Below are 13801 nucleotides of genomic sequence, written 5' to 3'. Positions count from 1 at the left end.
CAAAGATGAAATTGACATTTGCAGTTTATCGCTACAATCCTGACGTAGATACTAAACCGTATATGCAGGATTACAGCTTAGAAGTGGCTGAAGGCTCTGACATGATGGTGCTCGATGCACTGATCAAGTTGAAAGAGCAAGATCCGACTTTGTCATTCCGTCGCTCATGCCGTGAAGGCGTGTGTGGTTCAGACGGCGTGAACATGAATGGTAAGAATGGTCTGGCGTGTATTACCCCAATTTCAACCTTTAAAGGTAAGAAATTAGAAATACGTCCATTACCAGGTATGCCAGTTGTTCGTGACTTAGTTGTTGATTTAACTCAGTTCTATAAGCAGTATGAGAAGATCAAGCCTTACCTCATCAATGATGAGAAACAACCTGCTCGTGAACACTTACAATCCCCTGAAGAGCGTGCTCATTTAGATGGTTTGTACGAATGTATCATGTGTGCCTGTTGTTCTACGGCTTGCCCATCATTCTGGTGGAATCCTGATAAGTTTATCGGTCCAAGCGGTCTGCTTCATGCATATCGTTTCTTGATCGACAGTCGCGATACAGCTACAGAAGAACGTTTATCTGAGCTGGACGACGCCTATAGCGTGTTCCGTTGCCATGGCATCATGAACTGCGTTGACGTTTGTCCAAAAGGTCTTAATCCGACTAAAGCAATTGGTCATATTAAGTCCATGCTGTTGAAGCGAGCAGTGTAATGCGAGAACCCGAGCTGAAACCAATAATAATATAGCTCTTGAAGAGTCACTTTCTGGTAGCAGAAGGTGACTCTTTTGCGTATGTAATGGAAGACAACGCGCCGTATATCTGGACATCTAGGGGCGGCAGAAATTATGCGTCGAAGGTAATCTCTACAGACTGCATATTTAATACTATGGCTAAGCACGTGTATAAAGTTTGAAAGGAATAGAAATGCACCAAGGCATCATGAAAGCCTGGCTCGAATCATCTCACTTAAGTGGTGCAAATTCGACCTACGTAGAAGAGATGTATGAAGCCTATCAAGAAGACCCACAGTCAGTCGCTGATGATTGGCGTGCGGTATTTGATAATCTCCCTCCTGTGAACGGTGCCTCTGTTGATGCGCCTGAAGCTGCTCACTCAAAAGTACGTGATTATTTTCGCAGTTTAGCGTTAGAAGGTCGCCATAAGAGCTCAGCTCGTGTGACGGATCCTGAAATGGATGCTAAGCAAGTTAAAGTCCTGCAATTAATTAACGCCCATCGTTTCCGTGGTCACCAAGGTGCTAATCTTGATCCCCTCGAACTGTGGAAACGTGAACCTGTAGCTGATTTAGATCCTGCCTTCCACGGCTTGACTAAAGAAGACATGGAACGTGAGTTTAATACAGGTTCTTTTGCTCATGGTGGCGAAACCATGAAGCTCGCGGATTTGGTAAAAGCGCTGAAAGCCACCTACTGTGGTTCTATCGGTGCTGAATATATGCACATTACCGATACCGATGAGAAACGCTGGATCCAACAACGTCTCGAACCTTCCTTAGGTAAAGCTAACTACGATAAAAGTGTTAAGACACGCATTCTTGAAGGCCTTAACGCCGCAGAAGGTATTGAAAAATACTTAGGTGCTAAATTCCCTGGTGCGAAACGTTTCTCGTTAGAAGGCGGTGATGCGTTAGTGCCTATGATGCGCGAAATTATTTATCGTGCAGGTGAAGCCGGTACTAAAGAAATCGTCGTCGGTATGGCTCACCGTGGTCGTCTGAACGTGTTAGTGAACGTATTAGGTAAGCGTCCAGCTGAACTGTTTGACGAGTTCGCGGGTAAGCATGCTGATACCCACGGTTCTGGTGACGTTAAGTACCACCAAGGTTTCTCCTCTGATTTTGAAACGCCGGGCGGCAATGTGCATTTAGCACTGGCCTTCAACCCATCGCACCTTGAAATCGTTAACCCTGTGGTCATTGGTTCTGTACGTGCCCGTCAAGACCGTCGCGGTTGTAAGGATGGCTTACAAGTCATGCCAATTACTATTCATGGTGACTCTGCAATTGCGGGTCAAGGGATAGTACAAGAGACATTCAACATGTCTCAAACCCGTGGCTTTAAAGTCGGCGGCAGTATTCGCATCGTAGTGAACAACCAAGTGGGTTTCACGACGTCTAACCATGCGGACACTCGTTCGACTGAATACTGTACTGACATCGCTAAGATGGTTCAGGCACCGATTTTCCACGTTAACTCTGATGATCCCGAAGCCGTTGCTTTTGTGTCGCAGTTAGCCGTTGATTATCGTAACGAGTTCAAACGTGATGTGGTGGTTGAATTGGTGTGTTATCGCCGTCATGGCCATAACGAAGCCGATGAGCCAAGTGCAACTCAGCCGCTGATGTATGCCAAGATCAAGAAACACCCAACCCCACGTAAGATTTATGCAGACAAGCTAATCGCTGAAAATGTGATGGCTGCTGATGATGTGACTGGTCTTATCAATAATTACCGTGATGCATTAGATCAAGGTGATTGTGTGGTTAAAGAATGGCGCCCAATGACGCTGCATTCTGTTGACTGGACTCCGTATATCGGTCGTGAGTGGGACGAAGCGTATCAAGCCTCTATGTCGGCTGAGCGTTTACAAAGTCTGGCTGACAAACTGAGCTATGTACCTGAAAGTCATCCATTGCAATCACGGGTTGCTAAGATTTATAGCGACCGTTTAGCTATGGCAAAAGGCGAGAAGCCACTCGATTGGGGTTTTGCAGAAACGCTGGCTTATGCCTCAATTCTGGAAGACAACAAGCGTGTACGTATTACGGGTCAGGATTCTGGCCGCGGTACTTTCTTCCATCGTCATGCTGTATTGCACAATCAAAACGATGGCACGACATACATGCCACTGCGCAATATTGCTGATGAACAAGGCCCAATTGATATTACTGACTCAGTATTATCTGAAGCCTCAGTACTGGCGTTTGAGTATGGTTATGCCACAGCAGAACCCGGCGGATTGACTATTTGGGAAGCGCAGTTTGGTGACTTTGCTAACTGTGCCCAAGTGGTAATCGATCAGTTCTTGTCATCGGGTGAGCAGAAGTGGGGCCGTTTATGTGGTCTGACTATGCTGTTACCCCATGGCTATGAAGGTCAAGGCCCTGAGCATTCAAGCGCCCGTTTAGAGCGTTTCTTGCAGATGTGTGCTAACCACAATATGCAAGTGTGTGTGCCTTCAACACCTGCACAGGTCTACCATATGTTGCGCCGCCAAGTGGTGCGTCCTATGCGTCGTCCACTTATCGTCATGTCGCCTAAGTCATTACTACGTCATCCATTAGCGGTTTCAAGCTTGGAAGAATTAGCCAATGGCAGTTTCCAAAATGTGATCGGTGAAATCGATACCTTGGAAGCAAGCAAGGTTGACCGAGTTGTCTTCTGCAGTGGTAAGGTTTACTTCGAACTGCTGGAAAAACGTCGTAAAGAAAATATCACTAACGTAGCGTTAATCCGTGTCGAACAGTTATATCCGTTCCCACATGATGAAATGATCGTTGCTTTGGCTGATTACCAACATGTGAAAGATTTTGTTTGGTGTCAGGAAGAGCCACAGAACCAAGGTGCTTGGTACTCTAGTCAACACCATTTCTGGGCCGCGGTTCCTGCAGGTGCACAGTTAACTTATGCAGGTCGTGAAGCGTCAGCTGCACCAGCGTGTGGTTACCCTGAGTTGCACACACATCAGCAAGAATCTTTAGTGAACAGTGCCCTGAAACTTACAATCGCACTGTAGTAATAGACATTTTATAAAAGGATAGTTTTTCATGAGTATCGAAATCAAGGTACCCGTACTACCAGAATCTGTTGCCGATGCCACGATTGCCACTTGGCATGTGAAAGTGGGCGAGCAAGTTTCTCGTGATCAAAACCTGGTTGATATTGAAACCGATAAAGTGGTTCTTGAAGTGGTTGCGCCAGAAGATGGCCACATTGGCGAGTTCTTATTTGAAGAAGGCGCCACTGTTCTGGGTGAACAAGTGATCGCTAAATTTATCGCTGGTGCTGTATCGGGCAAAGAAGTCACTAAAGCACAAGCTGAAGCGGCAACGCCTGCAGCTGAAACCAGCGATGAAAGCAGTGATGCGTTAAGCCCATCTGTTCGCCGTTTACTGGCAGAGCACAATGTTGATGCCAGCAAAGTAAAAGGCACTGGTGTGGGTGGTCGTATTACGAAAGAAGACGTAGAAGCCTTTGTTAAGTCTGCCCCTAAAGCTGCGGCGCCAGCAGCACCTGCTGTAGCTCCGTTAGCGGCTGGCCGTAGCGAGAAGCGCGTGCCAATGACACGTCTGCGTAAGACAATCGCAAACCGTTTGTTAGAAGCGAAAAACTCTACCGCTATGCTCACGACGTTTAACGAAGTGAACATGAAGCCCATCATGGATATCCGTAAGCAATACCAAGATATCTTTGAAAAGCGCCACGGTATCCGTTTAGGCTTTATGTCTTTCTACATCAAAGCCGTGACTGAAGCGCTGAAACGTTTCCCAGAAGTCAACGCGTCTATTGATGGCGATGATATCGTCTATCACAACTACTTCGACATCAGCATCGCAGTATCAACACCACGTGGTCTGGTAACACCAGTGTTACGTGACACAGATACCATGAACTTAGCTGAAATCGAAAAAGCAGTTCGTGACTTAGCCCTTAAAGGCCGTGACGGTAAGCTGACTGTGGCTGACATGACTGGCGGTAACTTCACTGTGACTAACGGTGGTGTTTTCGGTTCACTGATGTCTACACCGATCCTTAACCTGCCACAAAGTGCGATTTTAGGCATGCATGCTATTAAAGATCGCCCAATGGCAGTCAATGGTCAGGTTGAAATCCTGCCCATGATGTACCTAGCACTCTCATATGACCATCGTATTGTTGATGGCCGTGAGTCTGTTGGTTTCTTGGTTGCGATTAAAGACTTCCTAGAAGACCCAACTCGTCTGCTGCTTGATCTGTAACACAACTCGATAAGAGATTGCGCTTAAAGAAATAGCCAGACATACCCTCGTGACTGGCCCAAACGGGCCAGTTGGATTTGATTAGAAGTATACGGATAGATCATCATGAATTTGCATGAGTATCAGGCAAAATCCTTATTTGCCGAATATGGTTTACCAGTGTCAGAAGGTTTTGCATGTGATACAGCCCAAGAAGCTGTAGAAGCGGCAGGCCATATTGGCGGAAATTTATGGGTTGTTAAGTGTCAAGTACACGCAGGCGGCCGCGGTAAAGCAGGTGGCGTTAAAGTCACTGGCGATAAAGAAGAAATCAGAGCCTTTGCCGAACACTGGTTAGGCAAAAATCTGGTGACTTATCAAACTGATGAGAAAGGCCAGCCAGTTGCTAAAATTTTAGTAGAAAGCTGTACCGACATCGCTAACGAACTGTACTTAGGTGCCGTTGTTGACCGCGCGACTCGTCGTGTTGTGTTCATGGCGTCGACTGAAGGTGGTGTTGAAATTGAGAAAGTGGCAGAAGAAACGCCAGAACTCATCCACACTGCAATCATAGATCCTTTGACTGGCCCACAAGGTTATCAAGCACGTGATCTTGGCTTCAAGTTAGGTTTAAACCCAACTCAAATGAAGCAGTTCACTAAGATTTTCATGGGTCTGGCGACGATGTTCGTTGATCATGATTTCGCATTGCTTGAAATCAACCCACTGGTTATTACCACTGAAGGCAACCTACACTGCCTAGACGGTAAAATCGGTATCGACGGTAACGCACTTTATCGTCAACCAAAAATCAAAGGCATGCACGATCCATCACAGGATGATGCCCGCGAAGCTCACGCTGCTAAGTTCGAGCTGAACTACGTTGCATTAGACGGTAACGTTGGCTGTATGGTGAACGGTGCAGGTCTGGCGATGGGTACTATGGATATCGTTAACTTGCACGGTGGCAAGCCAGCGAACTTCTTAGACGTAGGCGGCGGCGCGACGAAAGAACGTGTAGCAGAAGCATTCAAAATCATTCTGTCTGACAGCAATGTGAAAGCGGTTCTGGTTAACATTTTCGGCGGTATCGTACGTTGTGACATGATCGCAGAAGGTATTATCGGCGCTGTTAAAGAAGTGGGCGTTAAAGTACCTGTTGTGGTTCGTTTAGAAGGTACTAACGCTGAACTTGGCCGTGAAGTATTAGCTAAATCAGGTCTAGATATCATTGCAGCTACCAGTCTAACTGACGCGGCTGAGCAAGTAGTTAAAGCTGCGGAGGGCAAATAATGTCTGTCTTAATCAATAAAGATACCAAGGTAATTTGCCAAGGTTTCACTGGCGGTCAAGGTACATTCCACTCACAACAAGCTATCGATTACGGTACGCAAATGGTGGGCGGTGTGTCTCCTGGTAAAGGTGGTCAAACTCACTTAGGTCTGCCAGTGTTCAACACTGTGAAAGACGCTGTGGCTGCGACTGGTGCGACTGCTTCTGTGATCTATGTTCCGGCTCCGTTCTGTAAGGATGCCATTCTTGAAGCTATCGACGGTGGAATCGAGCTTATCGTTTGTATCACTGAAGGCATTCCTACACTGGACATGCTGCAAGTTAAAGTGAAGCTTGAAGAAACTGGCGTTCGCATGATCGGCCCTAACTGCCCAGGTGTTATCACCCCAGGTGAATGTAAGATCGGCATTATGCCAGGTCACATCCACTTAAAAGGCAAAGTGGGCATCGTTTCTCGTTCAGGTACTCTGACTTATGAAGCGGTTAAGCAAACAACGGATGAAGGTTTCGGCCAATCTACTTGCGTAGGTATTGGTGGTGACCCAATTCCAGGTACTAGCTTCATTGATGTACTGGAAATGTTCCAAAACGATCCACAGACTGAAGCGATCGTTATGATCGGTGAAATCGGTGGTAACGCTGAGGAAGATGCGGCGGCTTTCATTAAAGCACACGTGACTAAGCCTGTTGTGTCTTATATTGCGGGTGTCACTGCACCTGCAGGTAAGCGTATGGGCCATGCTGGCGCGATTATCGCTGGCGGTAAAGGTACTGCAGAAGACAAATTTGCTGCATTAGAAGCAGCGGGCGTGACAACTGTCCGCTCGCTTGCTGATATCGGCAAAGCGCTGCGTATTCGTACAGGTTGGTAAGCTAACCTTTCGAATATAAAAGGCGCCTAAGGCGCCTTTTTTATTGGCTGTAATTTCGGCAGCTAAGCGCAGTAAATCATAGGAATGGGATTGAGCTAACACCATGAAGACTAGATATTTTTTCTTCTACGGGTTAGATTGATGCTTCTCTACTACGCGCTCGTCTGTGTCATTGGCGAGGATAATGTGAGTAGAGCCATTAACCATGAGCTAAGTGCTTATGGCTTCAGTGCTGTTCTGCAAAAATCTTGAACTCAAATTTATTTAACACGGTTGCAGTCTATCGTTGCGAGCGTATTTGTTTTATGGGGCTTATCGCATTGGGGGAGGGTAAGCAACAGAGTCGATGTTAGCCACAGTAACGGCTTAAACATCACATTTTTTTACGAGGGAAAAACTGTGAAAACACCTAAAATCATTATTTCGGAAATTGACTTAGAAAGACTAGAGCGATTATTGGAGTCACTGCCGGCAAATGCGTTTCCGGGCAAAGCGGCATTGGAGGCTGAATTAGACAGAGCCGATATTGTGCCTGCATCACAGGTGCCCGCGAATGTGGTGACCATGAATTCAGAAGTGAAGTTTAGCGTTTCATCCAGTAATGAGACCTTCTGTTTACGTTTAGTGTACCCAAAAGACGTGAACGGCGCAGGGACGATTTCTATTTTGGCGCCGGTGGGCAGCGCATTATTAGGGCTCTCTCAAGGTGATGAAATTGAATGGCCAGGTCCGGGTGGTTCTATGGTAAAAGTGCGTATTGAGGAAATCCTGTATCAGCCTGAACGCAGTGGTGATTTCCACCGTTAAGCTTGAGGTATTGGCGTAGTGTCGTTGACGTTACGCCAGTGCACTTTAAGCGAACCATTGGTTGATTTTTAAGTGCCATTTTTGAAGGAGCAAAGATGATAACCCAAACTGAACGGTTAATTATTCGGCCATTTACTGAGCAAGATTGTGAAGCGCTTTATTTGATGAACAGTAATCCCGCGATGCTGAAATACATTCCCACCGCGGCATTTACAGCTCGCGAGCAGGCGGTTGAGTTGTTTCACAAGGTGATCCAAGTCGATTATCTGCAACATGGTTTTGGTCGTTGGGCGGTAGAGCATAAAGCTGATAAGCGGGTGATTGGTTTTTGTGGTCCGAAATTTATTCCAGAATTCAGCGAAGTCGAACTGGGTTATCGTTATTTCCCTGAGTATTGGGGAACTGGAATTGGTACTGAGGCCGCATTTGCTGCATTAGCTGAATTTAAACGTTTTGGCATTGACCAGACGATTGCACTTATCTTAGCAGGGAATCTCGGTTCTGAAGGTGTGGCTAAGCGTGTGGGCATGCATTGGCGTGAGCAAAATGAGTTTATGGGCCATAAAGTGAATATCTACGCCAAGGTGTTATAGCGGTTTACCCGTAAACATCATCCAATAAAAAACCAGCCTTAGGCTGGTTTTTTGCTTAATGCTTTATAAACACAATGGCCGACTTAGGCGTCGTTATGCTCACAGGTATCGTTGGTGCAAGTGCCGTACAAATATAAGCTGTGATTAGTCAGCTTAATATTGTGTTTCATGGCAATTTCATCTTGACGACGTTCGATGACTTCATCTGAAAACTCAATCACTTTGCCACACGATAGGCAAACTAAGTGATCATGATGATGCTGAGTCGATAGTTCGAAAACGGCTTTACCGCTCTCAAAATGATGGCGACTGACAATACCTGCATCATCAAATTGGTTTAACACACGGTAGACGGTGGCTAGACCAATTTCTTCACCGATATCGAGCAGCTTCTTGTACAAATCTTCTGCACTGATATGTTGGTTTTCAGGTCCTTGCATCAGTTCTAGGATCTTGACTCGTGGCAGGGTAATTTTCAAACCCGCTTTTTTTAGCGCTTGATTTCCATCTGTCATTGCTAATCTCTTGATTGCAGAACCAATAGGTTCATCCGTGGATAGTGTTTGCCATTATAGGTGCTCAGGTTGAAAACTTAAACCTTTGTTCTGGCTTTCTAGGGCGATATGCAGATAAATTGTGTCAATAGGCGTTAAATCACAATATTTTGCGGCAATTCAAGCATAGTTTTTGTATGGTTATACCAAGGAATAATATTCACGGCTGCCAAAGTCAGTGAGAATAATTCAAATAAATAAAATAATAAGGAATCGGCATGTACCAGCAAATTGTGGTGTTAACCGGCGCGGGGATCTCTGCTGAGTCGGGTTTACGCACCTTTCGCGATCAAGATGGTCTATGGGAAGAGCATCATATTGAAGACGTTGCTACACCAGAAGGGTATGAACGTGATGCTGAATTGGTAGAGCGATTTTACAATAGTCGTTGGTTGCAACTGCACAGTGGCACGGTTGAACCCAATGCAGCGCATGTGGCCTTGGCAAAGTTGGAAGCGGACTTTAAAGGTCAATTACTTATCATCACACAAAATATTGATGATCTGCATGAGCGTGCGGGCTCGCGCCGCTTATTGCATATGCACGGTGAATTATCCAAAGGCCGTTGTCCGCGCTCACGTCAGACCTTTATTTTACGTGAGCCCTTTGGTGCCGATAATTGCTGTACTTGTTGTATTCCGGCTCAGCGATTACGCCCCCATGTGGTGTGGTTTGGTGAAATGCCCTTAGGGATGGATCGAATTCACGATGCGCTCGATAACTGCGACTTGTTTATTGCCATTGGCACCTCTGGCACTGTGTATCCTGCCGCTGGCTTTGTGGATACAGCTAACCATCATGGGGCTCAAACAGTCGAAGTGAATATGATGGCACCCGATAGACACAGTCAGTTTCAATATCACCTCACAGGAAAAGCGGGGGAGTTAGTGCCTCAGTTGGTTGATACCATTTTAGCGGGTCGAGTGATTGGCAGTGAGTCGAACACATGAGCGAAAAAGTTGCGATTATAATGCGTGGCTTACCGGGCAGTGGTAAGTCACATTGGGTTGAAACTTACATTCTTTCCCTTCCTTTAGAAAAAGCCATTGGCGTGCGGCAACGTGGCGTATTTTCGACCGATAGTTTTTTCTACCATGAAGATGAATACCGTTTCGATGCCAAGAAATTACCTGAGTTTCATCAATGTAATTTGACGGGGTTTATTCAGGCACTTTCTTCAAGCGAGCCTGTGGTGATTTGTGATAATACCAATCTGTGCCACTGGGAATACATGGCCTATGAAGCGGCGGCAAAAGCCTTAGGTTATCAAGTTAGAATTGTGCTTGTGGGTGAACCAAGCAGTCTGGCTCATCAGCAGGAATGCGCGAAACGCAATCGCCACGGCGTTCCTTTGGCACAAATTCAGCGGATGGCGAAGGTATTTGAAGATTTTTAATTTCAGGTACTTACTTATGTTGAGTGTTGTGATCTGTAGTAATCAATTTTAGGTATAGGTCCCGCAGTGTTTTCGCCCTGTCATAAGTCTGTTGTACTCTGTTTCAACGTTCTGCTTTGTCTTTGTCTATGTGTATGGCTCGTACATTCGCCTTGTCTATTTGACTGTGCATTTTAAGCTTGATCCCAAAGACAGTTTATCCACATAAGTCTGCGTATAATGCGCTAACTTGTGTGGCATTGAAGGGTCAATGCAAGATTGCTGCTGGCTTGATCGAGACCATTGAGCACAAGCGGACGTTTATCAGAGGAAAGAGCCATGCTCATTAAAATTTTACTAACAGTCTTAGTTATTGTTGGCGCTTGGTTTTTGCTGGTGAAACGCAAGCGTCAGATTGAACCTCAGGCTGTTAATCTCAGTTCAAAGCGTTTTAGTGAACCGCTGTGGCGTCGATACCTGTTGACGAGTGTATTTGTGGTGATTGGATTTAGCCTGCTGAGTTACAGTGTTTGGTATTGGCGCGATCAGCATAGAATTGTCACTGTGAGAATTGTGTCACCGAATGCCGACAATAACGGCGAGTATCGTGTGCGAAAAGGTGATATCTCAGACTCGAAAATGGTCACTCTCGATGGCATCCATATTCGCTTTTCGACCCAAGAACGGTTGGCAATTATCGAAACCGACTAAGGCATATTTATTTTACTAAATTACCTTGCACGCCTTTTCATTGCCAACTTATGCGGTAAACTAGCGACAATTTTTTAGCCTGCACTTAAGTGGAATCGTTAACTTAAGTTTTTTTTCAGGAGGACAAATGATTACTGCTTATGTCTATGATAATCGTCACCTTACTGTGACAGAGCTCGGCATACTGGACAGTATTCCCGCGTCGACCATTTGGTTAGATCTGTATAAACCCGATGATGAGGAGCGAGAGTGGTTAAGTCATTTTTCTGTTGAAGAAGTGCCTGACGAAGAAGATATCAATGAAATTGAGGCCTCAGCACGTTTTTATCAAAACAGTGACGGCTTGCATATTAATTCGTTATTCCCACAGCGTGTCGGCCAAGATGTGCGCGGCGTTAACGTTTCCTTCAACCTTCGTAGCAATTTTTTACTGACAATTCGTGAAGAAGACGTAGGTCTTATCCGTTTGCTGCGTAACTATTTGCGTTTAGGGCGGTTAGAAGTATCGACACCGCAGGAATTGTTTCTCGAGTTATTTAATCTGAAAGTGGATTATCTATCTGACTTAATTGAAGACGTTTACACTGTACTTGAAAATGTCGGTGAGCAAGTATTTGATAACGACGAACTTGACGATGTATTTAAACTCATCACTCTGCAAGAAGACTCTAATGGTAAAATCCGATTAAGTTTGCTCGATACTCAGCGTTCACTGCGTTATATGCAGCGTTATTATCGTGGCCAGTTATCCGATGAACATTTAAAGGACTTGCGGGAAATGTTGTCGGATATCGAGTCGCTGATGCCCCACAGTCAGTTTATCTTTGATAAGTTAAACTTCTTGCTCGATGCGGCCATGGGTTTCAGTGGTCTGCAGCAGAACAAAATCATCAAAATCTTCTCGGTTGCCGCTGTGGTGTTTCTACCACCGACCTTGATTGCCAGTAGTTATGGGATGAACTTTGCCAGAATGCCTGAGCTTGAGTGGCAATACGGTTACCCTATGGCGATTGTGATGATGTTAGCCAGTGCCGCAGGTACTTACTTCTTCTTTAAACGTAAGCATTGGTTATAAGTCTGGCGCTAGCTGTGTTGGTTTTCTCGAATTTAAAATAAGGGTCGAATGCAATATTCGACCCTTATTTTTATCACTGCCATTTAACTACGTTCATTCAATGACTTTTATTCAATGAGTGAGACTCGATGACTTTGCTTAAATGAGTGAAGCTCGTTAGACATAATCGTTAAGCCAGTTTCTTAATCAACTACTTACGACTATCGCCGCCAAAGTAGTAACTCACTCGCTCGCGCGGATTCAAATATTCGTGGACTTTTTCAGGAAGCGCCGCAGGTGGTAAGCAACGCACTATGCTGATCCCTTCAATCTCTAAATCAACGATAGGCGCTTGGTCTTTAGGAACTAACGCATCGTAAACCAATATCTTAGGGCATAGCAGTTTAGTTAAGTTAACCGACATCACCATGGCATATTGACCGCTGGATAATTCCACTACACTGCCTGGGGGGTAAATGCCCAGTATCTTGATCATCTTGCCAATATACTCTTGATTTAGCTTAGTTTTATATTGCTTATACAAATGCCCTAGTGCGGCGTAGGGCATTCTGGCTTTGCCCTGTTGGCTTGGGTAACACAAGGAGTCATATTCGTTCACTACCGCAATCAGTTGCGATACCTTATCGAGAGCCTCTTCCTTTAGGCCTTTGGGATAACCACTGCCATCGAGAAACTCGTGGTGATTGGTGATTGCAGGTAAGGCTGCTTGGGGAAAATTATCGGCTAATTTGAGCAGTTCAATCCCAAGTAATGGATGCTGCTTGATAAAATTAAGCTCTGGTGCTGACCAAGGTGTCGATTTTTTTAGAATTTGTGGTGGGATTTTTAATTTACCCACGTCGTGGAACAGGGCACTGAGACCGACCGTTTCGATTTCACTTCTATCCCATTCCATTTCTTTGGCGATCAGCATAGAGAGGATCGCAACATTCAAGGAGTGATAATAAATGCTTTCATCCTGCTTAGCATCACTCATCAAATGCAGCACTAAGTTATCTGAGTTGAGCAGCTGTTCGACTATGGTGTGGACCAAATCTTTGGCGTCATCGACCGCATTTAAGGGGCGATTACGTAGCTTAGAGATGAGGCTGCGCATCATGGCTACTGAGCGGGTAAAATTTTGCTCAGTTTTATTAATGTCACGGCGTAATTTTTTTTGCACTTCGATTTGCTCAGTCTTGTATTGATCCATGTCGTTTTTAAGCACATTGATTTCAGCACTTGGCGGCAATTTGATAGGGTTGACCGCATCAGCATGTATCGGGGCGACGTCGCTGCGTTCTAAATCGACGATGACATGTTCGATGCCCAGATTTTTAATCAACTCGATTTGCGCAGCTTGTTTAATATGAAAGCTACTGAATAAAAAGGGATGATCTTTCCAAGCCACGGGCAAACGCACAAAGTTGCCGACTTGAAGTTGATGGACTGAAACTTTACAGCTTTTTTTCATATTCTTGTTATCGTGAAGCGTAATGTGGGTTATTTTATCTCAATGATGCTGCTTTACAATTACTTAACTAACATGTCAGCATAGTAAGCCTAGAAAGTAGCCACTCCA

At 45.3% G+C, this 13801-nt stretch carries 13 protein-coding genes; 11 read left to right on the top strand and 2 right to left on the bottom strand.

Annotated features, from left to right (window positions below):
- Nucleotides 1-5 precede the first annotated feature (5 nt).
- The 7 genes from GWI56_RS05385 (at nt 6) to GWI56_RS05355 (ending at nt 8525) form a co-directional block, all read left to right on the top strand.
- Entirely contained in the window at nt 6-713 is a 708-nt protein-coding gene (locus tag GWI56_RS05385; protein WP_028759701.1) for a succinate dehydrogenase iron-sulfur subunit, read from the top strand.
- Between the two features lie 214 nt (nt 714-927).
- Complete coding sequence (gene sucA, locus GWI56_RS05380) at nt 928-3759, top strand: 2-oxoglutarate dehydrogenase E1 component (RefSeq protein WP_198572331.1); 2832 nt, start codon at nt 928-930, stop codon at nt 3757-3759.
- Nucleotides 3760-3790: 31 nt separating this feature from the next.
- A complete protein-coding gene (gene odhB / locus GWI56_RS05375) occupies nt 3791-4981 on the top strand; it encodes a 2-oxoglutarate dehydrogenase complex dihydrolipoyllysine-residue succinyltransferase (RefSeq protein ID WP_006081977.1) in 1191 nt (396 codons plus the stop codon).
- A gap of 105 nt (nt 4982-5086) precedes the next feature.
- On the top strand, nt 5087-6253 hold the full coding sequence (gene sucC, locus GWI56_RS05370; RefSeq protein ID WP_006081976.1) for an ADP-forming succinate--CoA ligase subunit beta: 1167 nt from the start codon (nt 5087-5089) through the stop codon (nt 6251-6253).
- The gene (gene sucD / locus GWI56_RS05365; RefSeq protein ID WP_028759703.1) at nt 6253-7125 is read left to right on the top strand and encodes a succinate--CoA ligase subunit alpha; all 873 of its coding nucleotides are present in this window, start codon (nt 6253-6255) and stop codon (nt 7123-7125) included. Before sucC ends, sucD begins: the two co-directional genes overlap by 1 nt.
- A gap of 399 nt (nt 7126-7524) precedes the next feature.
- Nucleotides 7525-7932: a nucleoside diphosphate kinase regulator gene (rnk, locus tag GWI56_RS05360; RefSeq protein ID WP_028759704.1), complete on the top strand. Its 408-nt coding sequence runs from the start codon at nt 7525-7527 to the stop codon at nt 7930-7932.
- 95 nt (nt 7933-8027) lie between these two features.
- Entirely contained in the window at nt 8028-8525 is a 498-nt protein-coding gene (locus GWI56_RS05355) for a GNAT family N-acetyltransferase (RefSeq protein WP_198572330.1), read from the top strand.
- Between the two features lie 83 nt (nt 8526-8608).
- Here GWI56_RS05355 and fur read toward each other — a convergent pair whose 3' ends face one another.
- Nucleotides 8609-9040, bottom strand: a complete 432-nt coding sequence (gene fur, locus GWI56_RS05350) for a ferric iron uptake transcriptional regulator (RefSeq protein WP_028759706.1) — start codon at nt 9038-9040, stop codon at nt 8609-8611.
- A gap of 257 nt (nt 9041-9297) precedes the next feature.
- Here fur and cobB point away from each other — a divergent pair, with 257 nt between their 5' ends.
- From cobB to corA, 4 genes are all read left to right on the top strand, one after another.
- On the top strand, nt 9298-10029 hold the full coding sequence (gene cobB / locus GWI56_RS05345) for a Sir2 family NAD+-dependent deacetylase (RefSeq protein ID WP_028759707.1): 732 nt from the start codon (nt 9298-9300) through the stop codon (nt 10027-10029).
- Nucleotides 10026-10475, top strand: a complete 450-nt coding sequence (locus tag GWI56_RS05340; protein WP_198572329.1) for an ATP-binding protein — start codon at nt 10026-10028, stop codon at nt 10473-10475. Before cobB ends, GWI56_RS05340 begins: the two co-directional genes overlap by 4 nt.
- Nucleotides 10476-10793: 318 nt before the next feature.
- A complete protein-coding gene (locus tag GWI56_RS05335; protein WP_198572328.1) occupies nt 10794-11165 on the top strand; it encodes a hypothetical protein in 372 nt (123 codons plus the stop codon).
- Between the two features lie 127 nt (nt 11166-11292).
- Complete coding sequence (gene corA / locus GWI56_RS05330; protein WP_198572327.1) at nt 11293-12240, top strand: magnesium/cobalt transporter CorA; 948 nt, start codon at nt 11293-11295, stop codon at nt 12238-12240.
- 190 nt (nt 12241-12430) lie between these two features.
- Here the strand turns inward: corA and GWI56_RS05325 are convergent, their stop codons facing one another.
- Entirely contained in the window at nt 12431-13693 is a 1263-nt protein-coding gene (locus GWI56_RS05325; RefSeq protein WP_198572326.1) for an HD-GYP domain-containing protein, read from the bottom strand.
- Nucleotides 13694-13801 lie beyond the last annotated feature (108 nt).

Origin of the sequence: Shewanella sp. DW31 (genome assembly GCF_015767295.1) — a bacterium.
Classification (GTDB): Bacteria; Pseudomonadota; Gammaproteobacteria; order Enterobacterales; family Shewanellaceae; genus Shewanella; species Shewanella oncorhynchi.
This window is presented reverse-complemented; position numbering and strand designations above follow the sequence as displayed.